This window comes from Streptomyces pinistramenti (assembly GCF_020564935.1).
Taxonomy (GTDB): domain Bacteria; phylum Actinomycetota; class Actinomycetes; order Streptomycetales; family Streptomycetaceae; genus Streptomyces; species Streptomyces pinistramenti.
In genome coordinates this window covers 1-20579 of record NZ_JAJCXB010000030.1, presented here as the reverse complement: position 1 = coordinate 20579, position 20579 = coordinate 1, and the positions used below count along the sequence as shown (strand labels likewise).

Annotated in this window: 19 protein-coding genes and 2 pseudogenes; 15 read left to right on the top strand and 6 right to left on the bottom strand. The window is 71.9% G+C overall.

All coding sequences use genetic code 11. The features are described from left to right. Positions 1–365: 365 nt before the first annotated feature. A pseudogene (locus LIU39_RS35300) lies at positions 366–656 on the top strand (DUF6542 domain-containing protein); the annotation flags it as partial. A gap of 61 nt (positions 657–717) precedes the next feature. Here the strand turns inward: LIU39_RS35300 and ppgK are convergent. Beyond that, complete coding sequence (gene ppgK, locus LIU39_RS20550) at positions 718–1608, bottom strand: polyphosphate--glucose phosphotransferase (protein WP_227048270.1); 891 nt, start codon at positions 1606–1608, stop codon at positions 718–720. 65 nt (positions 1609–1673) lie between these two features. Beyond that, positions 1674–2750: a 4-hydroxy-3-methylbut-2-enyl diphosphate reductase gene (locus LIU39_RS20545; RefSeq protein ID WP_227048269.1), complete on the bottom strand. Its 1077-nt coding sequence runs from the start codon at positions 2748–2750 to the stop codon at positions 1674–1676. Positions 2751–2833: 83 nt separating this feature from the next. Here LIU39_RS20545 and LIU39_RS20540 point away from each other — a divergent pair, with 83 nt between their 5' ends. The 4 genes from LIU39_RS20540 to LIU39_RS20525 all read left to right on the top strand — a co-directional run bounded on the left by LIU39_RS20540 (position 2834) and on the right by LIU39_RS20525 (position 6774). Then, on the top strand, positions 2834–4300 hold the full coding sequence (locus LIU39_RS20540) for an APC family permease (protein ID WP_227048268.1): 1467 nt from the start codon (positions 2834–2836) through the stop codon (positions 4298–4300). 69 nt (positions 4301–4369) lie between these two features. After that, a complete protein-coding gene (xseA, locus tag LIU39_RS20535; protein WP_227048267.1) occupies positions 4370–5611 on the top strand; it encodes an exodeoxyribonuclease VII large subunit in 1242 nt (413 codons plus the stop codon). 10 nt (positions 5612–5621) lie between these two features. Then, positions 5622–5921, top strand: a complete 300-nt coding sequence (locus LIU39_RS20530; protein WP_227048266.1) for an exodeoxyribonuclease VII small subunit — start codon at positions 5622–5624, stop codon at positions 5919–5921. 259 nt (positions 5922–6180) lie between these two features. Beyond that, complete coding sequence (locus LIU39_RS20525) at positions 6181–6774, top strand: malonic semialdehyde reductase (protein WP_227048265.1); 594 nt, start codon at positions 6181–6183, stop codon at positions 6772–6774. A 97-nt stretch (positions 6775–6871) separates the two neighbouring features. Here LIU39_RS20525 and LIU39_RS20520 read toward each other — a convergent pair whose 3' ends face one another. Continuing rightward, a complete protein-coding gene (locus tag LIU39_RS20520; RefSeq protein ID WP_227048313.1) occupies positions 6872–7408 on the bottom strand; it encodes a DUF4245 domain-containing protein in 537 nt (178 codons plus the stop codon). Between the two features lie 202 nt (positions 7409–7610). Here LIU39_RS20520 and glpX point away from each other — a divergent pair, with 202 nt between their 5' ends. Further along, positions 7611–8642, top strand: a complete 1032-nt coding sequence (gene glpX / locus LIU39_RS20515; RefSeq protein WP_227048264.1) for a class II fructose-bisphosphatase — start codon at positions 7611–7613, stop codon at positions 8640–8642. Between the two features lie 172 nt (positions 8643–8814). Here glpX and LIU39_RS20510 read toward each other — a convergent pair whose 3' ends face one another. Continuing rightward, positions 8815–9174: a WhiB family transcriptional regulator gene (locus LIU39_RS20510; RefSeq protein WP_227048263.1), complete on the bottom strand. Its 360-nt coding sequence runs from the start codon at positions 9172–9174 to the stop codon at positions 8815–8817. Positions 9175–9331: 157 nt separating this feature from the next. Then, positions 9332–10039 (bottom strand): DUF1707 SHOCT-like domain-containing protein, encoded by a 708-nt coding sequence (locus LIU39_RS20505; protein WP_227048312.1) that lies wholly within the window; start codon positions 10037–10039, stop codon positions 9332–9334. A gap of 305 nt (positions 10040–10344) precedes the next feature. Here LIU39_RS20505 and LIU39_RS20500 point away from each other — a divergent pair, with 305 nt between their 5' ends. Next, on the top strand, positions 10345–12042 hold the full coding sequence (locus LIU39_RS20500) for a fumarate hydratase (RefSeq protein ID WP_227048262.1): 1698 nt from the start codon (positions 10345–10347) through the stop codon (positions 12040–12042). A 132-nt stretch (positions 12043–12174) separates the two neighbouring features. After that, positions 12175–12807 carry a hypothetical protein gene (locus LIU39_RS20495; RefSeq protein WP_227048261.1) on the top strand — a complete coding sequence of 211 codons (633 nt, stop codon included), beginning with the start codon at positions 12175–12177 and terminating at the stop codon, positions 12805–12807. A gap of 107 nt (positions 12808–12914) precedes the next feature. Here LIU39_RS20495 and LIU39_RS35635 read toward each other — a convergent pair whose 3' ends face one another. After that, positions 12915–12992, bottom strand: coding sequence for a 50S ribosomal protein bL37 (locus tag LIU39_RS35635; protein ID WP_370443954.1), 78 nt, complete (start codon positions 12990–12992; stop codon positions 12915–12917). 223 nt (positions 12993–13215) lie between these two features. On the opposite strand from LIU39_RS35635, the gene LIU39_RS20490 reads away from it, so the two are divergent. The 7 genes and pseudogenes from LIU39_RS20490 to LIU39_RS20460 form a co-directional block, all read left to right on the top strand. After that, complete coding sequence (locus tag LIU39_RS20490; protein WP_227048260.1) at positions 13216–14733, top strand: APC family permease; 1518 nt, start codon at positions 13216–13218, stop codon at positions 14731–14733. Then, positions 14730–15752 (top strand): acetamidase/formamidase family protein, encoded by a 1023-nt coding sequence (locus LIU39_RS20485; RefSeq protein WP_227048259.1) that lies wholly within the window; start codon positions 14730–14732, stop codon positions 15750–15752. The genes LIU39_RS20490 and LIU39_RS20485 overlap by 4 nt, the downstream gene beginning before the upstream one ends. A gap of 59 nt (positions 15753–15811) precedes the next feature. After that, positions 15812–16747, top strand: a complete 936-nt coding sequence (hemC, locus tag LIU39_RS20480) for a hydroxymethylbilane synthase (RefSeq protein WP_227048258.1) — start codon at positions 15812–15814, stop codon at positions 16745–16747. A gap of 168 nt (positions 16748–16915) precedes the next feature. After that, complete coding sequence (locus tag LIU39_RS20475; RefSeq protein ID WP_227048257.1) at positions 16916–18352, top strand: class II fumarate hydratase; 1437 nt, start codon at positions 16916–16918, stop codon at positions 18350–18352. Positions 18353–18408: 56 nt separating this feature from the next. Continuing rightward, positions 18409–19155, top strand: a complete 747-nt coding sequence (gene fomD, locus LIU39_RS20470; protein WP_227048256.1) for a cytidylyl-2-hydroxypropylphosphonate hydrolase — start codon at positions 18409–18411, stop codon at positions 19153–19155. 211 nt (positions 19156–19366) lie between these two features. Beyond that, positions 19367–20050: a class I SAM-dependent DNA methyltransferase gene (locus LIU39_RS20465; RefSeq protein ID WP_227048255.1), complete on the top strand. Its 684-nt coding sequence runs from the start codon at positions 19367–19369 to the stop codon at positions 20048–20050. An 86-nt stretch (positions 20051–20136) separates the two neighbouring features. After that, positions 20137–20579 (top strand): annotated as a pseudogene (locus tag LIU39_RS20460) (SpoIIE family protein phosphatase); the annotation flags it as partial.

Below are 20579 nucleotides of genomic sequence, written 5' to 3'. Positions count from 1 at the left end.
CGCCCGGCCCGGTGCCGTCCGCCGAACGCACCGTCTACCTCGGGGAAAGGGCGTGTCCCGAAGCCTGTTAATACCACTTAGCGGCCTACCGTTGGCGAGTGGAGCAACACGAAGCGCGCACCCCTCAGCACCGCCCGCCCGGGAGCAGCAGGTCGCTCACCGGCCAGGATGCCCGGCTCCCCCGCCCCGCGGTGTCCGTGAACGAGCGTCCTGGCGGGCGGCCGCGAGGCCGGGCGGACGAGCCGCGCGGCAGCCGGGCCGAGGGCTCCGGGGGCGAGCGGGCCGCGCCGGGCTCGGCGGCCGTCTACCGTGCCGGGGTGCGGCGCAGGCCGCCGCTGGCGCCGCTGGTCGCCTTTCTGCGCCGGATGCCGGCGCCGAAGCTGACCGGCCTGGGCTGCGGACTGCTCAGCACCCTCGCCCTGCTCGCGTTCGCCGCGCTCGACCAGTTCCTCTTCGACGGCGCGCAGACCGCGTACGGCGTGTTCTTCCTGCTGGTCGCGGTGGGTGCCGGCCTGTGGGTGCGGCCGTACGACCTGATTGCGGCGCCGATCGCGCTGCCGATCGCCTTCACGTTGGGCGCGGTGCCGATCCACCGCGGTTCCGGCGGGTTCGGCGAGCTGCTGATGGGTGTCTTCACGGTGCTGGCGCTGAACGCGGGCTGGCTCTATGCCGGCACGCTGGTCTGCGGGCTGCTGGTGCTGGTGCGCAAGGTGGTGCTCATCGTTCGGCGTCGGGCCAGCCGACCGGCGAGTCGACCCCAGGGCCGGCGGCCCGCGGCCGGTCAGGATGCCCCTGCGGGCCGGCCGCGGCCGGCCCGGTCGCCGGGGAACCGTCCGCGTCAGGTGGCCCGCCAGCCCGAGCGGCGTGCGCAGCCATCGCGGCCCCCACAATCCCCGCATTGTTCTGAAGCTGAGCCGGTACGACCTCGGCGCTGAGGCCCTCGATCAGCGGCAGGAACTTCTCCGCCTTGCGGCTCACCCCGCCGCCGATCACGAACAGCTCGGGCGAGAACAGCATCTCCACGTGAGTGAGGTACTTCTCGACGCGGCGGGCCCAGCGCCGCCAGCTCAGCTCGTCCTCATCCTTGGCGCGGGTCGAGGCGCGCTTCTCGGCGTCGTGGCCGTTCAGCTCCAGATGACCCAGTTCGGTGTTGGGGACCAGCCGGCCGCCGGTGAAGACGGCGCTGCCGATGCCGGTGCCGAGAGTGAGCACGATGACCGTGCCGTGGCGCCCGCGGCCCGCGCCGTAGCGCATCTCGGCCAGGCCCGCCGCGTCCGCGTCGTTGAGCAGCGTCACCGGGCAGCCGCCGGCCTCGCCGCCGAGGCGGCCTGTGAGCAGCGTGGCGGCGTCGGCGTCGACCCAGCTGGTGTCGACGTTGGCGGCGGTACGGGTGACGCCGGCGGTGACCACGCCGGGGAAGGTCGCGCCGACCGGGCCCGTCCAGCCGAAGTGCGCGACGACCTCCCGGACGCAGTCGGCGACCGCGTCCGGGGTGGCCGGCTGCGGTGTCAGCACCTTGTGGCGCTCGTCGGCGAGATCGCCGCGTTCCAGGTCGACCGGGGCGCCCTTGATGCCCGAACCGCCGATGTCCACGCCGAAGACCTTCATGGGAAAAGGCTAGGTCCCCGGGCCGCCTGGCACCCCTCGGACCGGGAATCCGGCCGGTCCGCCCGTCAGCGTTCGGTGGCCGCCTTGGCCTCGGCGCGCAGGTCGCGGCGGAGTTCCTTGGGCAGCGAGAAGGCGATGGACTCCTCGGCCGCGGTGACCGTCTCGACGTCTTCGTAGCCGCGCTCGGCCAGCCAGTCCAGGACGCCGTGCACCAGCACGTCGGGGACGGAGGCGCCGGAGGTGACGCCGACGGTGCCCACGCCCTCCAGCCAGCTCTCGTCGATCTCGTCGGCGTAGTCGACCAGATGGGCGTCCCGGGCTCCGGCGCCCAGGGCGACCTCGACCAGCCGGACGGAGTTCGAGGAGTTCTTGGAGCCGACGACGATGACGAGGTCGGCGTCGGCGCCCATCTGCTTGACCGCGATCTGGCGGTTCTGGGTGGCGTAGCAGATGTCGTCGCTGGGCGGCGAGAGGAGGTTGGGGTAGCGGCCCTTGATGGCGCCGACCGTCTCCATGGTCTCGTCGACGGAGAGGGTGGTCTGGGAGAGCCAGACGACCTTGTCCGGGTCGCGGACCTCGATGTTCGCCACGTCGTCGGGGCCGTCGACCAGGGTGATGTGGTCGGGCGCCTCGCCGCTGGTGCCGATGACCTCTTCGTGGCCTTCGTGGCCGATGAGGAGGATGTCGTAGTCCTCCTTGGCGTACCGGACCGCTTCCTTGTGGACCTTGGTGACCAGCGGGCAGGTGGCGTCGATGGTGGCGAGCTTGCCGCGCTCGGCCTCGTCGTGGACGGCCGGGGCGACGCCGTGCGCGGAGAAGATGACGATGTTGCCCTCGGGCACCTCCGCCGTCTCCTCGACGAAGATGGCGCCCTTCTTCTCCAGGGTCTTCACGACGTACTTGTTGTGCACGATTTCGTGACGCACGTAGACGGGTGCGCCGTACTGCTCAAGGGCTTTCTCGACGGCGATCACGGCGCGGTCCACGCCCGCGCAGTAGCCGCGGGGGGCGGCGAGCAGGACGCGTCGATTCGCACGCGGGGCCTGTGCGTTCAAGGTGCTGGCGGGCGACGGGTGGTCACCGTGACGCGGGGCGTCTCCGCTCGGGGCGGTGGCGGGTGACGGGCCGGGCGTAGCAGTCATGCGTCCCATCGTACGGGCGTACCGGGGCTCACAAAGATCTCAGCGGTGGCCCAGACTGAGGGCGAACGCACGGAGGAGGCAGCATGCCGGGCTCGATCGGCGAAACCAGCGGCGGCGACGGGGAGGACACCGGGGAGAGGACGGCGGCCGGCGGGGGTGCCGGCAGCCGGCCCGCGTTGCGGCGCACGCTGAGCTTCCGGGATCTGATCGTCTACGGACTGCTGTTCATCGCCCCGATGGCGCCGGTCGGCATCTTCGGCACGCTCCAGGCCAAGTCGCACGGCGCGATCACCCTCGTCTACCTGGTCGCGACCGTCGCGATGGCCTTCACCGCGTATTCGTACGCCCAGATGGTGCGGGTCGCGCCGCAGGCCGGGTCGGTGTACACGTACGCCAGGGTGGGGCTCGGCGAGGGGGCCGGGTTCATCGCCGGGTGGATGGCGATGCTGGACTATCTGCTGATCCCGGCGGTGGCGTATCTGTTCTCCGGGATCGCGATGCATGCGCTGGTGCCGGAGGTGCACCAGTGGGTGTGGACGGCGATTGCGGTGGTGGTGACGACGCTGCTGAACCTGTGGGGCGTGCGGACCGCGGCCGTCGTCGGGTTCGCGGTGCTGGCCATGGAGATCGCGGTGCTGGGCGTGTTCGTGGTGTCGGCGGTCGTGGAGCTGGCTCTGCACGGCGCGCAGCGGGGCTGGGCGGAGCCGCTGACCGGCGAGGGCGCCTTCTCCATGACGGCGGTGCTGGCCGCGGTGTCGGTGGCCGTGCTGTCGTATCTGGGTTTCGACGCCATCGCGGCGTTCGCGGAGGAGGCGCGGGGCGCACACGACGGGCAGGCCCGCGGGAAGGGCCGGGGGCTGCGCGGCTCGGACCGGGTGGCGCGGGCGGTGCTCACGTGTCTGGTGGTGGCCGGTGTGCTGTTCGCCGTGCAGACGTATCTGGCGGCGCTGCTGGCTCCGATGCCGGCGGCCGAACTGGCGGCGAAGCCGGGTGAGCAGGGCGACGCGTTCTACGCCACGGTCGATGCGGCGGTGGGCGGCTGGCTGCACGACCTGGTGGCGGTGAGCAAGGCGATCGGCGCGGCCTTCGCGGCGCTGGCGGGGCAGGCGGCGGCCGGCCGGCTGCTGTTCGCGATGGCGCGGGACCGGCGGCTGCCGGGGGCGATGTCGAAGGTGGACGCGGGCAGCGGGGTGCCGCGCCGGGCGCTGCTGGGGGCGGCCGTGGTGACGCTGATCGCCGCGGTGTGGGCGGCGACCAGGGACGACGGGCTCGATCATCTGTCGTCGATCGTCAACGTCGGGGCGCTGACCGCGTTCGGGCTGCTGCACGCTTCGGTGATCGGCTGGTTCCGGATCCGCAAGCGGGCCGAGGTGCCGAGCGTGCTGCGGCATGTGGTGGCGCCGGTGCTGGGCCTGGCCGTGGTGGTGGCGGTGATCGTGGAGGCGTCGGGCACGGCGCAGGTCGTCGGTGGCTGCTGGCTGGTGGTGGGCTTCGTGGTGCTGGCGTTGCAGTACCGGGGCAGGCGGCGGGAGGCGCGGCCGGGCGTCTGACGGCCGTCGGCCTCCGCCGCCTGCCCCGGCGGGGGCCCGCTGTCGGTGCCCGCCGTTACGCTCCTTCGTATGGCTCTCTCCACGTCTCCGGAAGCGCCGATCCCGGTCGGCCAGGTGTCCCGGCTCATCGGCGGCTGGATCGACCGGCTCGGCGCGGTATGGGTCGAGGGGCAGATCACCCAGCTCTCCCGGCGGCCCGGCGCGGGGGTGGTCTTTCTGACCCTGCGCGATCCGTCGCACGACATCTCGGTCAGCGTGACGTGTTACCGCCAGGTCTTCGACCGGGTGTCCGAGGTGGTGGGCGAGGGCGCCCGGGTGGTGGTGCACGCCAAACCGGAGTGGTACGCGCCGCGCGGCCAGCTCTCTCTGCGGGCCGCCGAGATCAAGCCGGTCGGCGTCGGCGAACTCCTCGCGCGCCTGGAGCAGTTGAAGAAGTCCCTGGCGTCCGAGGGCCTCTTCGCCCTGGACCGCAAGCGGCCGCTGCCGTTCCTGCCGCAGCTGATCGGCCTGGTCTGCGGCCGGGCGAGCGCCGCGGAGCGTGACGTCCTGGAGAACGCCAGGCACCGCTGGCCCGCGGTCCGCTTCGAGGTGCGCAACGTGCCGGTGCAGGGGGTGCGCGCGGTGCCGCAGGTGATCGCGGCGGTGCGGGAGTTGGACGCGCTGCCCGAGGTCGACGTGATCATCGTGGCGCGTGGCGGCGGCAGCGTGGAGGACCTGCTGCCGTTCTCCGACGAACAGCTCGTACGGGCCGTGGGCGACGCCCGCACCCCCGTCGTCTCGGCGATCGGCCACGAACCGGACACGCCGCTCCTCGACCTCGTCGCCGACCTGCGGGCGTCCACCCCCACGGACGCGGCGAAGAAGGTCGTCCCGGATGTCGGCGAGGAGCTGGTCCGCGTCCAGCAGCTGCGCGAGCGGGCGCTGCGGGCGGTCGGCGGTTTCCTGGAGCGGGAGGAGCGCGGCCTGGCCGCGGCGCTGAGCCGGCCGTCGATACGGCACCCGCAGCGGATGGTGGAGGAGCGCGCCGAGCAGATCGAGGCGCTGGCCGGGCGGGCCCGCCGGACGCTGGGGCATCTGCTGGACCGGGCCGATTCGGAGCTGGCGCACACCCGGGCGCGGGTCGTCGCGCTCTCCCCCAAGGCGACGCTGGAGCGCGGATACGCCGTGCTCCAGAAGCCGGACGGGACGGCGGTGCGCTCGCCGGACGAGGTCGGCGCGGACGAGGAGTTGCGGGCCCGGGTGTCCGAGGGCGAGTTCCGGGTGCGGGTCGCGGACGCGGACGCGGCGGGCGCTGTCACACCCCGCGCTTAGGGTGGGAGACATGGCGAAGGCGAAGACGGACGAGGTGGCGGGCCCGGAGGCCGGGGCGGTCGGCGCGGAGGCGGAGCCGGAGCCGGTGGACTCCACGCTCGGCTACGAACAGGCGCGGGACGAGCTGATCGAGGTCGTCCGCAGCCTGGAGGCGGGGGGCACGACGCTGGAGGAGTCGCTCGCCCTCTGGGAGCGCGGCGAGCGGCTGGCGAAGGTCTGCCGCCGCTGGCTGGACGGCGCCCGCGCCCGGCTGGACGCGTCCCTGGCCGAGTCGGAGGACACGACGGAGGACGGGGCGGAGCGCGGGTAGCGGCTCAGGCGGGCGTCGGGTGCGGGGATGCACCCGGGACGCCTGAGACGTTGGGACGTACGGCCCGCACGGGGCGACGCAGGGTGCGTCGGAACACCCGGAACCCCGGCCATCCAGGCAGTTCAGGCATGTGAACCGCCTCACCCTCACCCCATTTTAGTTGAAGTTTAATCTAATTCGACTACAGTGGTGTCCATAACCACCACAGGATCGGCAGACCCTGCGATGCGACCCCCATCTGACTCACCGAGGTGCCCCTATGTCTCTCGCCCTTGACGCCGCCGCTCAGGACCTCCTGTTCCGCGAGGCCCAGACCGCCAACACGTTCACGGACGAGCCGGTGACGGACGAGCAGGTCCAGGCCATCTACGACCTGGTGAAGTACGCCCCGACCGCCTTCAACCAGTCGCCGCTGCGGATCACCCTGGTCCGCTCCGATGACGCCCGTAAGCGCCTGGTCGGCCACGCCATGGGTGCCAACGGCCCGAAGACGCTGGCCGCGCCGCTGACCGTGGTCCTCTCCGTGGACCTGGACTTCCACGAGAAGCTGCCGCAGCTCTTCCCGCACGCCCCCGGCGTCAAGGACGCCTTCTTCTCGGAGGCCACCGCCCGCGAGGCCGCCGGCACCCAGAACGCCACGCTGCAGGCCGGCTACTTCATCCTCGGCATCCGCGCGGCCGGCCTGGCCGCAGGCCCGATGACCGGCTTCGACTTCACCGGCGTCGACAAGGAGTTCTTCGGCGACGGCAAGCAGAAGTCCTTCCTGGTCATCAACGTCGGCAAGCCCGGCGCCGACGCCTTCTTCCCGCGCTCGCCGCGCCTGGAGTTCGCCGACGCCGCCACCACCGTCTGAGCCGCACCCGGCCCGTATGACGCCCGAGGCCGCCGCACCCGCGAGGGATGCGGCGGCCTCGTCCGTCCGCGCCGGGCGCCCGCCCGCCGCGGGCCGGTCAGCCCTTCTTCGCCACCAGGGCGGCGGCCAGGTCGGCCAGCCGGCCGTAGGGCGCGGTGCCGGTGACGACCGTGGTCACCCCCGGCTCCTCGTGCACCAGCGCGTTGTACTGGTCGCCCTTGTAGCGGTCCCACTTCTTGCTGCCGACGGCCTGCTTGCCCTTGGCCTTCGCCGCGCCCAGCGTCACGTCCTTGATGAACTTCTCCGCCGGCGCGTCGCTCTGCTCCACCGCCACGTAGTCCTCCTCCGGGTCGAGCATGCCCAGGTGCCAGGCGCCGCCCTTGCCGTCGCTGCTCGCCTTGTACGAGACGGAGGTGGCGCGCCAGTCCTTGGACAGGCCCTCCGGCGCAGCGACCGGGTACGGCGCCGCGCGCCGGGCCGTGGTCACCTCGACGCGGTAGTCGACGGTCTTGACCGCGCTCTTCTCCGCGGAGCTGCTGTCGTCGTGCGGGATGAAGATGTAGATCGCCGCGACGAGCACGCCGATCACCGCCAGCGACAGGACCATGTCCCGTACCGTTTGCCTGCCTCGCATACCTGCCACGCCCCTATCGTCCCCCATGCCCCACGCGATCAGGACATGACCCCCGGGAAGACCGCGCGGTTCGGGGACCGGCCGGATCCCGCCGCCGCAAGGTTGCTCATGCGAAGGCCCCCCTGCTCAATCTCGCGGCCTACCGATAAAGTCGTCATCACCCTCAGAATTGCGGCCGTCGCCGTACAGAAAGGTGCGCTCGATGACCGAGCATCAGCTCCCGTCCCCCCTCGAAGTCAGCCCCGAGGCCCCCGATCGCAACCTCGCCCTGGAGTTGGTCCGGGTCACCGAGGCCGGCGCCATGGCCTCGGGCCGCTGGGTGGGACGAGGTGACAAGAACGGTGCGGACGGTGCGGCGGTCAAGGCCATGCGCGCCCTGATCCACACCGTGTCGATGAACGGTGTGGTGGTCATCGGGGAGGGCGAGAAGGACAACGCCCCGATGCTCTACAACGGCGAGCGGGTCGGCGACGGCACGGGCCCCGAGTGCGACGTGGCCGTGGACCCGGTGGACGGCACGACGCTGACCGCCAAGGGCATGGCCAACGCGGTCTCCGTGATGGCCGTCGCCGAGCGCGGCTCCATGTTCGACCCGTCCGCGGTCTTCTACATGGACAAGCTCGCGACCGGCCCCGAGGCCGCCGACTTCGTCGACATCGACGCGCCGGTCGCGGTGAACATCAAGCGCATCGCCAAGGCCAAGCGCTCGGCCGTCGAGGACGTCACCGTCGTCATCCTGGACCGCCCGCGCCACGACGGCCTGGTCAAGGAGGTCCGCGAGGCGGGCGCCCGGATCAAGTTCATCGCGGACGGCGATGTGGCCGGCGCGATCATGGCGGCCCGCGAGGGCACCGGCGTCGACCTGCTGCTCGGCATCGGCGGCACCCCGGAAGGCATCATCGCGGCCTGCGCGCTCAAGTGTCTGGGCGGCACCCTTCAGGCCAAGCTGTGGCCCAAGGACGACACGGAGCGGCAGCGCGCCCTCGACGCCGGTCACGACCTGGACAAGGTCCTGCAGATCGACGATCTCGTGCAGGGCGACAACGTCTTCTTCGTCGCCACCGGCATCACCGACGGCGACCTGCTGCGCGGCGTCCGCTACCGCGCGGAGACCGCCTACACCCAGTCCCTGGTGATGCGCTCCAAGTCGGGCACCATCCGCCAGATCGACTCGCAGCACCGGCTGTCCAAGCTCCGCGCGTACAGCTCGGTGGACTTCGAGCGCCCCAGCTGACGTCACCCGCTCCGGCACGGGAACACCGGGCGCACCGCCCCGGCATACGTGTCGCCCCGCCGAAGAGGCTGCCCTCTCCGGCGGGGCGAGCGCCGTGTCGTCATCCGTGCGCCGCCGCCCGGCCGTCGCGCGCGCCGTTACGGGCCGCCCCGGGAGCGCGCGCCGACGGGCCTCAGCCGGCCGCCGGCACCGCAGCCGTGCGCTGCAGCTCGGCGTCCCGCCGGCGCCTGCGGGCCAGTACGACGCGCCGCTCGGCCGCCGTCAGCCCGCCCCAGACGCCGTACGGCTCGGGCTGGAGCAGGGCGTGCTCGCGGCATTCAATCATCACGGGACAGCGGGCGCAGACCCGCTTCGCTGCCTCTTCTCTGGCCAGCCGCGCGGCGGTCGGCTCCTTGGAGGGGGCGAAGAACAGCCCGGCTTCATCCCGACGGCACACCGCCTCCGAATGCCAGGGGCCGGCCTCCTCGCGAGACGGCACCCGCTGGGACGGAACGACAGCGGCGGTCTGCAGGGGCTGATGCGGTAGCAGCACGGTCTACTCCTGACGACGGCTTCGGCGAGCAAATCACCCTTGCCCGTCCCTCTGCGCACGGCGTTACGCACCCCGCAGCCGTACGAGAGACGATGCCCCAGCCCTACCCGCTGTACCCACGCTTATGCACACCGTGGCCGTCGGCTGAAAGCCGTATTCAGCCGTCGAGGTCCTTACGGAAACGGTCCCTGCGCTCCTGCCGTCCGTGCCTCAACTCCGCGTGCCGCTCACGCCGTTCGTCCCGCTGGACGCGCAGCCGGTCGCGCAGGTCGCGGATCAGGGCGCCGCGCTTGGGCCTGGCCTCGACGCTGCCCAGGACGGCATAGCCGTTGACCTGCACCACCGGGGCGTCCGCCGCTATCGCGTCGTTCGTCTCGACCTCGAAGGAGCCCAGCACGCCGGAGCCGCTGCTGCGCAGCGTGAGATTCTCCGGGACGAGGATTTCGACGCTGCCGAAGATCGCGGTGACGTTGATCAGGATCTGCTGCTGCGGGAACAGGGCTTCGGTCAGGTCGATCTCCACGCTGCCGAAGATCGCCACGGCGTTGATGCGGGCCGGGACCTGCCAGCGGCCCTTGCGCTTCGACTCGCTGAAGACCGCGACGAGATTCTGGTCCGGCGGCGGCGCACCGGCGTACGCCCCGGAACCGGACGGCGGCGGGGACGGCTGCCCGGCGACGGGCAAGTCCCGCACCATGGGCTCCAGTTCGCCCATCGTCTTGGCGCGGTAGACGGCGTCGATCCGCTCGGAGTGCTCCTCGGGATCCAGCCGGCCCTCCGCCAGCGCCTCGCGCAGGATCTCGGCGATCCGGTCACGGTCCGCGTCGGACGCGCGGATCTCCGCGCCGGCGACGGGCTTGGCCATGTCCACCGGCCGCGGGCTCCGATGCACCGGCTGCCGGCCCGGGGCATCCAGGGGGCCGGTCGGGGTCGCGGGGTCCGGCCCCGGGTTGTCTGCAGCGTCCACGGCCCCAGCCTACCCAAACGCGATACATCGCGACCAGCGATTGTCCGCTCCGATCCCGACGGACCCCAGGAGGGGGCGGCGCGCACGGGGCCCGGATCAACTGAGCCTTACCTCACAACGGTGCCACCCCGCCCGGGTTCTACGCTGTTCTGGTGCTGCCACAGATGCCAGCCGTCATCCCCGTCGAGTGAGGAATGCCCGTCATGCCCCCCGTCTCCCGCCCGGCCAGCCCGGCATTCGCCTACACGGACCTGCTCCCCGTAGGCGAGGACAACACCCCGTACCGCCTGGTCACTTCGGAGGGTGTGAGCACCTTCGAGGCCGACGGCCGTACGTTCCTCAAGGTCGAGCCGGAGGCCCTGCGCAAGCTGGCCGCCGAGGCGATGCACGACATCGCGCACTACCTGCGCCCGACGCACCTCGCGCAGCTCCGCAGGATCCTGGACGACCCGGAGGCCAGCGCCAACGACCGCTTCGTGGCGCTCGACCTGCTCAAGAACGCGAACATCGCGGCGGCCGGCGTGCTCCCGATGTGCCAGGACACCGGCACCGCCATCGTCATGGGCAAGCGCGGCCAGCAGGTCCTCACCGAGGGCGGCGACGAGGAAGCGCTCTCCCGCGGCATCTTCGACGCGTACACGCAGCTCAACCTGCGCTACTCGCAGATGGCACCGCTGACGATGTGGGACGAGAAGAACACCGGCTCCAACCTCCCGGCCCAGATCGAGCTGTACGCGACCGACGGCGGCGCCTACAAGTTCCTGTTCATGGCCAAGGGCGGCGGCAGCGCCAACAAGTCCTTCCTCTTCCAGGAGACGAAGGCGGTCCTCAACGAGGGCTCGATGATGAAGTTCCTGGAGCAGAAGATCCGCTCACTCGGCACGGCCGCCTGCCCGCCGTACCACCTGGCGATCGTCGTCGGCGGCACCAGCGCCGAGTACGCCATGAAGACCGCCAAGTACGCCTCCGCGCACTACCTGGACGAGCTGCCCGCCGAGGGCTCCCCGACGGGCCACGGCTTCCGCGACAAGGAGCTTGAGGACAAGGTCTTCGAACTCACCCAGAAGATCGGCATCGGCGCGCAGTTCGGCGGCAAGTACTTCTGCCACGACGTCCGCGTCGTCCGCCTCCCCCGCCACGGCGCGTCCTGCCCGGTCGCCATCGCCGTCTCCTGCTCGGCGGACCGCCAGGCCGTCGCGAAGATCACCGCCGACGGCGTCTTCCTGGAGCAGCTGGAGACCGACCCGGCGCGCTTCCTCCCGGAGACCACCGACGACGAGCTGACCGAGGGCGCGGGCCCGGACCTCGACGCCGTCGCCGTCGACCTCAACCGGCCGATGGACGAGGTGCTCGCCGAGCTGACCCGGCACCCGGTCAAGACCCGCCTCTCCCTCACCGGCACCCTCGTCGTCGCCCGCGACATCGCACACGCGAAGATCAAGGAACGCCTGGACGCGGGCGAGGAGATGCCGGAGTACCTCAAGAACCACCCGGTCTACTACGCCGGCCCCGCCAAGACCCCCGAGGGCTTCGCCTCCGGCTCCTTCGGCCCGACGACCGCGGGCCGGATGGACGCGTACGTCGAGCAGTTCCAGGCGGCCGGCGGCTCCAAGGTCATGCTCGCCAAGGGCAACCGCTCCCAGCAGGTCACCGACGCCTGCGCCGCCCACGGCGGCTTCTACCTCGGCTCCATCGGCGGCCCGGCCGCCCGCCTCGCCCAGGACTGCATCAAGAAGGTCGAGGTCCTGGAGTACGAGGAACTCGGCATGGAAGCGGTCTGGCGCATCGAGGTCGAGAACTTCCCGGCCTTCATCGTCGTCGACGACAAGGGCAACGACTTCTTCCAGGACCCCGCCCCGGCCCCGACGTTCACCAGCATTCCGGTGCGGCGGGGGGCTTAGCGGTCCGCGCGAGCGCGCCCGGGAACGCCGTGAGCTCGGCCGCCACCCGCACCGGGCGGGTGGCGGCCGCGTCCCGTCCAGGCCCTTCGCGCACGCGCGCGCCGGTCCGCTGCCGTACGCGAAAGGACATCGATGGCATCCCTCCTGTGGCTCGTGCTTCCCGTGCTCGCCCTGGCCGGCCTCGCCGCCGTGATCTTCGTCGGATACTCCGACGCCGTCGGCACCAAGGCACAGCGCAGGCGGCGGCACGAGGAGGTGCTGCGCTCCTTCGACGGGCGCCCGGAGGCCAGGGTCCGGGTGAGCGGCACAGGGCTGTCCCCGGCGCAGACGGCATGGCTGGGCCACCAGTACGGATACGCGGTGCAGAACTGGGAGACCGGTCGGCACAAGCCCCGGTACCTCGTGATGCGGCGGGTTACGCCGGGCCCGGCCGGCCCCGTTCCCGTCCCGGAGGGGTGGACGGGCGCTCCTGGTCCCGCTGCTCCTGTTCCGGTCTCGGATGAGCAGCTGCGCGCGGAGCTTCGCCGGGCGCCGGATCCCGTCGCGCGGCGCAACCAGCTCATGGCCCTGCTGCTGTTCGGGGCCGGCTCGGTGGTGGCGGCGGTCGACAACTACCGTTCCGGCGACGCGTATCTCCTGCCCACCCTCGCCGCGGTCGTCTTTCTGACCGGTGCGGCGACTCTGACGTGGTTCAGGCGCCGGGCGGACCGGCAGCGGCGCGCCACGCCGCCTCCGGTGGATCCCCGACAGGGCTATATGCGGTGACGGCGGAGAATTCTCCCCTGCCATCCGCCTGCGCGTAGCGCGCACAGAACGGTGCCCCTCCCGCGCAACGCAGGTGGGGCACCGTTCGTGGTGTCGCGGGAGCCGGGTCAGGACTGCGGCCGGCTGCCGTGGTTGGCTCCGTTCTTGCGGCGTGCCTTCTTCTTGCGGCGTCGCTTCGACGACATGCCATCTCCCTTCACCGAGGTGCTTTTCGACGAGTTTCCACCCTTACATACCGGTGACGGGATCGACGACCCCGGGTCGGCGCGCTGACGGGCCCGACCTTGCTCGGGCCGCCTGCCCCGCGTGCCCGGTCGGTATGCACCGGCGTCATGCCGTCTTCCGCCGGCCCGGCTGCCTGCCTACGCTCGGGTGGTCGGGGAGGCCCGCGGGGTGCAGGGAGAGGCCGTGCCACAGGAGCGACGCGAGGGACCTGAGCGAAACCCGGGGTTGCGGCGCGATGCCATCGGGCTGCGGGATGTGCTGTTCCAGAGCGTGACGTCGATGGCGCCCGCCGCGGCCGTCGCCGTGTCCATTCCGGCCGGTGCCGCCTTCGCTGGCGGCGCGCTGCCGCTGTCCGTGCTGATCGCCCTGGTGGCGTGCCTGTTCACGGCCTCGTCCGTGGCCGAGCTTGCGCGGCATCTGCCGTCCGCCGGGTCGGTGGCCACCTACAGCGCCCAGGGGCTGCATCCCGTCGTCGGCTTCCTGGTGGCCTGGACGTATCTGCTCGTCGAGGCCCTCGTGCCCGCGCTGCTCCTGCTCCAGCTGGGCTTCACGGTCGCGGGCACCCTGCACCAGGAGTGGCCCGGGTATCCGGGGGGCCTGTGGTGGCCGTGGGCCGTCGCCGGCGCGGTGGTGATCGCCGTGACGGGCTTCTACGGAATACGGGCCTCCGCGCGGCTGGGAACCGTGCTCGGCGTCTTCGAGGTGCTGGTCTTCGTGGTCCTCGCCGTCCTCTTGATCGTGAGCGCGGGCGGGCACAACACCCTGTCGGTGTTCGGCACTTCGCACACTCCGGCAGCCCACAAGGGCATCGGCGGCGTGATCGCGGGATCGGTCTACACGGTGCTGGCCTTCGCCGGGTTCGAGGCGGCGGCGCCGCTCGCCGAGGAGGCCCGCGATCCGCGCCGTACGCTGCGCCGCGCGGTGCTCGGTGCGGCGCTGTCGATCGGGCTGCTGTTCGTCCTGACGACGTACGCCATCACCGTCTCCTACGGGCCGGACGCGTTCGCCGGATTCGGCGCGTCCGGTGCCGCTTCCTGGGACGGCGTGGCGCGCGCCTCGTTCGGCGTCTTCTGGGTCCTGGTCTTCCTGGCGGTGGTCAACTCCACCGTCGCCAACGCCAACGCGGCCACCAACGCCTCCACCCGCACCGCCTTCGCGCTGGGCCGGGCCGGCGTCTTCCCGCGCGCCTTCATGCGCGTGCACCCGGTGCACCGCTCGCCGGTGGTGGGCCTGTCCGTCCAGTTCGCCGTGGCGCTGGGCGCGGCCCTGGGCCTGGGCTTCGCGTACGGCCCGACCACCGCGTTCCTGCTGCTCGCCACCCTCGTGGTGACCGCGGTCATCTCCGTCTACCTGCTCACCAACCTCGCCTGCGCCGGCTACTTCCTGCGCCGCCGCCGCGCCGAATTCCGCCCGGTCCGGCACCTCCTCTTCCCGCTCCTGGGCATCGCGGCCTTCGCCCCCGCGCTGCTCACCGCCGCCGGGATCCCGGCCTTCTCCTTCGTCACGCGGCTCACCGCGCCCGTCTCGTACGCGGGCCCGGCCGCCTTGGTGTGGACGGTGGCCGGGCTCGCCGTCGTCGCCTTCCTCCGGCGCCGGTACCCGGACCGGCTCGCGGCGACCGGCCTGATCCACCTCGACGCCCCGCCCGGCCCCGGCCCCGCACCCCGCCCCGCCACCCCACTCGACCAGGAGTCCCCATGACCGACCCGGCATCCGACCCGCGCATCCTCACCGTCCGGCCCGGCGGCAACGACTACGCCTGGACGTTCGGCGGCGCCGCCCCGGTGGCCCGCATCGCCCCCGGCACGGTCCTGGACGTCTTCACCGAGGACTGTTTCGGCGGCCGGGTGCGGTCGGAACGGGACCTGGTCTCGCAGGTCTGCGAGTTCCCGTTCGTCAATCCGCAGACGGGTCCTTTCCACGTCGAGGGCGCGGAGCCTGGCGACACCCTGGCCGTGCACTTCGTCTCCATCGAGCCCCGCAGGGACTGGGCGGCATCGACGACCGTGCCGCTCTTCGGCGCGCTGACCGCCACCCACGCCACCGCCGCGCTGCACCCGCCGCTCCCGGAGGCGGTGTGGATCTGGCAGCTGGACCGCGCCCGGCGGCTGTGCCACTTCAGCGCCAGGGACAGCGACGTGACGCTGACGCTGCCGATGGATCCGATGCACGGCACGGTCGGGGTGGCACCGGCCAACCTGGAGGTGCGCTCGGCGCTCGTCCCGGATGCGCACGGCGGCAACATGGACACGCCGGAGATGCGCGCGGGGGTCACCTGCTACCTGGGCGTGAACGTCGAAGGGGCGCTGTTCAGCCTGGGCGACGGACATGCCCGCCAGGGTGAGGGCGAGACCTGCGGCGTCGCCGTCGAGACCGCCATGCACAGCGTCGTGATCGTGGAGCTGCTGAAGGGCGTCGCCACGCCGTGGCCGCGTCTTGAGTCGGACACCCACCTCATCTCGACCGGCTCCGCGCGCCCCCTGGAGGACGCCTTCCGCATCTCGCAACTGGACCTGGTCCAGTGGCTGGCCCGCGACTTCGGCCTGAGCGAACTGGACGCCTACCAGGTCGTCACGCAGGCGGTCGAATCGCCGCTGGCCAACGTCTGCGACAGCAACTACACCTGCATCGCCAAGATCCGCAAGGAGTGGCTGCCGCCCGCCGACGTGCACGGCGGCCTGCACGGCGAACTGCGGAGGCGGGCGGCGGCGCTGGCCTGACCCGCCGACGGCTGCCGCGCCGTAGGGCCACGAGGGGCGCACGGCCTATCGTATGGGCCATGTCCGCCCCTGAGTTGATCCGCATCGTCTCCCGTGACTCGCCGATGGCGCTCGCCCAGGTGGAGCGCGTACGCACCGAGCTGGCCGCGCTCCACCCGCACCTGCGCACCGAAGTGGTCCCGGTCAAAACCACCGGGGACAAGTGGATGGGCGACCTCTCCCTGGTGGAGGGCAAGGGAGCGTTCACCAAGGAGGTGGACGCAGCGCTGCTGGCCGGCGACGCGGACCTCGCGGTGCACTGCGTCAAGGATGTCCCGGCCGACCGGCCGCTGCCCGCGGGCACGACGTTCGCCGCGTTCCTCCGCCGCGACGACGTCCGCGACGCGCTCATCCACCCCGGCGGCCGCCCCCTCGACCGGCTTCCCGCCGGCACCCGGATCGGCACCTCGTCGGTACGCCGCAGGGCCCAACTCGCCGCTTCGCACCCGCACCTGGAGTGCGTGCCGATGCGCGGCAACGCCAACCGCCGGATGGAGAAGCTGGCCGCGGGCGACGCGGACGCGCTGCTCCTCGCCGTCTCAGGGCTGGAGCGCATCGGCCGCGAGGACGTGATCACAGAGGTGCTGTCCACCGAGGTGATGTGCCCGCCGATCGGCGCCGGGATCCTGGCCCTCCAGTGCCGCGAGGGCGACACGGACCTCATCGGCACCATCAGCACCCTCGGTGACCCGGCCGCCCACCGGGAGGCCACCGCCGAGCGGATGTTCCTGCACGTCCTCCAGGGCCACTGCAACTCCCCCATCGCCGGTTACGCCCGCTCCGAGCGCGGCGGCGAACTCTCCCTGCGGGCCTGCGTCTTCACCCCCGACGGCAAGACCGTACTCAACGCCCACGAGTGGGCGGGCCGCCTCGACCCGGCGACCCTGGGCACATCGGTGGCCGTCGCCCTGCTCCGTCAGGGCGCACGCGAACTGATCGACGGCATCGGGCACTGACCGGCTCCGGGCACCGGCGGCGCTGCGGACCGCGGCGCCGCCGGTGCCCCGTATGCGCCCCGACCCGTTCCCCGGATCGAGGTATTACCGGCGGTATTTACCAGTTGGTAGCCCGTGCCGGGAACACGCTTCGGCTGCGGAACGCTGAGCAAGCAGGAGGTGGCCGACATGGGCGAGCGTCAGGACGGCACGAGGAACGGCGAGCAGGGGAGCGGCGACGGGGCGGAGTACCGCACCGAGCACGACTCCATGGGCGAGGTGCAGGTGCCCGCGCACGCGAAGTGGCGGGCGCAGACGCAGCGGGCGGTGGAGAACTTCCCGATTTCCGGCCAGCGGATCGAGCGGGCGCACATCGAGGCACTGGCACGGATCAAGGCGGCGGCGGCCAAGGTCAACGCCGAACTGGGAGTGCTCGACAAGGAGGTGGCCGAGGCCATCCAGGAGGCGGCCGCGGAGGTCGCCGACGGCCGGTGGGACGCGCACTTCCCCATCGACGTGTTCCAGACCGGATCCGGCACCTCGTCGAACATGAACACCAACGAGGTCATCGCGACGCTGGCGAGCGAGCGGCTGGGGCGGGACGTCCACCCGAACGACCACGTCAACGCCAGCCAGTCGTCGAACGACGTGTTCCCCTCGTCGATCCATGTCGCGGCGACGGCGGCGGTCACCCGGGATCTGATCCCGGCGCTGGAACACCTCGCGGCCTCTCTGGAGCGCAAGGCCGCCGAGTTCGCCGAGGTGGTGAAGTCGGGGCGGACGCACCTGATGGACGCCACCCCCGTAACGCTCGGGCAGGAGTTCGGCGGGTACGCCGCGCAGGTGCGGTACGGCGTCGAAAGGCTGCGCGCCTCGCTGCCCCGGCTTGCCGAACTGCCGTTGGGCGGCACGGCGGTGGGGACGGGCATCAACACCCCGCCCGGGTTCTCGGCCGCGGTGATCGCCGAGGTGGCGCGGGCCACGCAGCTGCCGCTGACGGAGGCGCGCAATCACTTCGAGGCGCAGGGCGCCCGCGACGGCATCGTGGAGACCAGTGGGCAGCTCCGGACGATCGGGGTCGGGCTGACGAAAATCGCCAACGACCTGCGGTGGATGGCGTCGGGACCGCGCACCGGCCTCGCGGAGATCGCGCTGCCGGATCTGCAGCCGGGCTCCTCGATCATGCCGGGCAAGGTCAACCCGGTGATCCCGGAAGCCGTGTTGATGGTCGCGGCGCAGGTCACCGGAGCTGACGCGACGGTGGCCGCGGCCGGCGCGGCCGGCAACTTCGAGCTGAACGTCATGCTGCCGGTGATCGCCAAAAACGTCCTGGAGTCGGTCCGGCTGCTGGCCAATGTGGCGCGGCTGCTGGCCGACCGCACGGTCGACGGCATCACCGCCAACGCCGAACGGGCCCGGGAGTACGCCGAGTCGTCGCCTTCGGTGGTCACCCCGCTCAACAAGTACCTCGGCTACGAGGAGGCGGCGAAGGTCGCGAAGCGGGCGCTGGCCGAGCGGAAGACCATCCGCCAGGTGGTCATCGAGGGTGGATTTGTCGAGCGCGGACTGCTGACCGAAGAGCAGCTTGACCAGGCATTGGATGTGCTGCGCATGACGCGTCCTTGACGTCGGGTGCGGCCCGGGTCACGGCGCCCGTAACACTGCGCCCCTAAGATCTGCGCATGACAGCGGACATCGTGAGGACTACGGAAGGCGAGACGGCCGGTACGGGCACCGTGATCGGTACGGCGGAGACCGGACGGCCGGACGGGGCCGGTGCGGTGCGGTGGTCGCCGGGCGAGCACGTCCTGTGGCGTTACCGCGACAACGCCGACAGCCGGCGCATCCACATCTGCCGCCCGATGACCGTGGTCCAGGACACCGACGAGATGCTGGCGGTGTGGATGGCGCCCGGCACTCCCTGTATCAAGCCGGTGATGGCCGACGGCACCCCGGTCCACCGTGAACCGCTGTCCACCCGTTACACCAAGCCCCGGCGTACCGTCCGTGACCAGTGGTTCGGCGCCGGAGTGCTCAAGTTGGCGCGGCCCGGCGACCCGTGGTCGGTGTGGCTGTTCTGGGAACGCGGCTGGCATTTCAAGAACTGGTACGTCAACTTGGAGGAGCCACGGACCCGTTGGGCGGGCGGCGTGGACTCGGAGGACCACTTCCTGGACCTCTGCGTCTATCCGGACCGGCACTGGGAGTGGCGGGACGAGGACGAGTTCGCACAGGCGCAGCGGGACGGGCTGATGACACCTGAGCAGACGGCCGGGGCGCGGGCCGCCGGCCGGGCCGCGGTGGACCATATCGCGGCATGGGGACGCCCGTTCGGCGACGGCTGGGAGGACTGGCGGCCGGATCCGGGCTGGACGGTGCCGCAGCTGCCGGAGGACTGGGACCGTACGCAGGAACATTTGCGGCCGTGAGGAAACGACGCGCATCAGGGCGAGTGAAGGGGGCGAACCGTGGAAAGACGCGCCTATGGGCAACGCCTCTCCTCGCGTGGCGAGCAGCGGGAACGAGCCCCCTTGATGCGCCCTGGGTCACAAACCGTAGGATCGTCCTCCGCGAGACTGCACAGGCGCAACTCCGGAACTGAAAACCGAACTTGACCGCGGTCGCGGGAGGGGCGAGGTCGTGAGCGCTGAGAGCTACGACAAATATGAAGGTCTGAACCGGTTAGCACTGGACCGGGCCGGCCAGGCCGAGGCGTTCGACGCGATCGGCGACCGCTACGACGACGCGTTCCCGCACAAGGACGGCCAGCTGTCGTCGGGTGCCTGGCTGGCGGACGAACTGCCGCCCGACTCACGGGTGCTGGACGTCGGCTGCGGTACGGGGCTGCCGACCGCCCGGCAACTGTCGGACGCCGGCCACCGCGTCGTGGGTGTCGACCTCTCCCCCGCGATGATCAAGCTGGCCAGGGACAACGTCCCGAAGGCCGATTTCCACCGGCTGGACATCGCGGACCTGCGAGGCGGCCGGCTCGGCGGCGCCGGTTCGTTCGACGGCATCGCCGCTTTCTTCACCCTGCTGATGCTGCCGCGCGCGGAGATTCCCTATGCGCTGCGGATGTTGCATGATCTGCTACGGCCTGGCGGGCTGCTGGCCCTGTCCATGGTCGAGGCGGATGTGGACGACTTCACGATTCCGTTCCTGGGCAACTCGATCCGGGTATCGGGTTTTCTGCGGGAGGACCTGCGCCGAGTCGTGCACGACGCGGGTTTCGACGTCATCGGGGAGGACTCCTACGCCTATGCCCCGGCCAGTACGGACGTACCACCCGAGATCCAGCTCTTTCTGCACCTGCGACGCGCTTGAGACGTAGCGGGTCAGGCGCATCCCCCAGGATGTGCTTGAAACGCGGCGCGTCGGGCGCGCAGCCCCGGACGGATGGAATCCCACGCGTGACGGAGCACCCCACCTCCCCCCAACTGCGGCAGTCGGCCACGCCTGCCGCATCATCGGCGTCCCCTGTGCGGGGGCAGGCCGGGACGGCGCCGCTGGGCGCGGTCCCCGACCCGCGCAGCGCCCTCCAGCAGCCCGGCGCGCCCGGGTTCACCCCGCTCCCCGGGGCCGGCTTCGCCATCCGCGGCGGTGACGACGCCGGCTTCGGTGACGGTGCGGGACCGGGCAGCGACGCGCCGCACGACTCAGGCGCCCCCTTCGACGGGGCGGCGGGCCCGTCGGTTCCGCCGAGCGGTCCGCCGGCTGCCGGGGCTGCCGCCGCCCGCGCAGGGCGCGCCGACGACGAATCGGCAGCCGGCCACTCGCTGCCGGGCGCATCGGGCGGCCGCCGCGAGGGCGGTCCGTACGACGGCCACCGGGCGGCACACGGTGCGGGCGGCAG

Excerpts from the sequence above, each read along its gene's own strand:
- ppgK (WP_227048270.1), bottom strand. The coding sequence starts at position 1,608 with ATGAAGGTCTTCGGCGTGGACATCGGCGGTTCGGGCATCAAGGGCGCC.
- LIU39_RS20545 (WP_227048269.1), bottom strand. The coding sequence starts at position 2,750 with ATGACTGCTACGCCCGGCCCGTCACCCGCCACCGCCCCGAGCGGAGAC.
- LIU39_RS20540 (WP_227048268.1), top strand. The coding sequence starts at position 2,834 with ATGCCGGGCTCGATCGGCGAAACCAGCGGCGGCGACGGGGAGGACACC.
- xseA (WP_227048267.1), top strand. The coding sequence starts at position 4,370 with ATGGCTCTCTCCACGTCTCCGGAAGCGCCGATCCCGGTCGGCCAGGTG.
- LIU39_RS20530 (WP_227048266.1), top strand. The coding sequence starts at position 5,622 with ATGGCGAAGGCGAAGACGGACGAGGTGGCGGGCCCGGAGGCCGGGGCG.
- LIU39_RS20525 (WP_227048265.1), top strand. The coding sequence starts at position 6,181 with ATGTCTCTCGCCCTTGACGCCGCCGCTCAGGACCTCCTGTTCCGCGAG.
- LIU39_RS20520 (WP_227048313.1), bottom strand. The coding sequence starts at position 7,408 with ATGCGAGGCAGGCAAACGGTACGGGACATGGTCCTGTCGCTGGCGGTG.
- glpX (WP_227048264.1), top strand. The coding sequence starts at position 7,611 with ATGACCGAGCATCAGCTCCCGTCCCCCCTCGAAGTCAGCCCCGAGGCC.
- LIU39_RS20505 (WP_227048312.1), bottom strand. The coding sequence starts at position 10,039 with ATGGCCAAGCCCGTCGCCGGCGCGGAGATCCGCGCGTCCGACGCGGAC.
- LIU39_RS20500 (WP_227048262.1), top strand. The coding sequence starts at position 10,345 with ATGCCCCCCGTCTCCCGCCCGGCCAGCCCGGCATTCGCCTACACGGAC.
- LIU39_RS20495 (WP_227048261.1), top strand. The coding sequence starts at position 12,175 with ATGGCATCCCTCCTGTGGCTCGTGCTTCCCGTGCTCGCCCTGGCCGGC.
- LIU39_RS35635 (WP_370443954.1), bottom strand. The coding sequence starts at position 12,992 with ATGTCGTCGAAGCGACGCCGCAAGAAGAAGGCACGCCGCAAGAACGGA.
- LIU39_RS20485 (WP_227048259.1), top strand. The coding sequence starts at position 14,730 with ATGACCGACCCGGCATCCGACCCGCGCATCCTCACCGTCCGGCCCGGC.
- hemC (WP_227048258.1), top strand. The coding sequence starts at position 15,812 with ATGTCCGCCCCTGAGTTGATCCGCATCGTCTCCCGTGACTCGCCGATG.
- LIU39_RS20475 (WP_227048257.1), top strand. The coding sequence starts at position 16,916 with ATGGGCGAGCGTCAGGACGGCACGAGGAACGGCGAGCAGGGGAGCGGC.
- fomD (WP_227048256.1), top strand. The coding sequence starts at position 18,409 with ATGACAGCGGACATCGTGAGGACTACGGAAGGCGAGACGGCCGGTACG.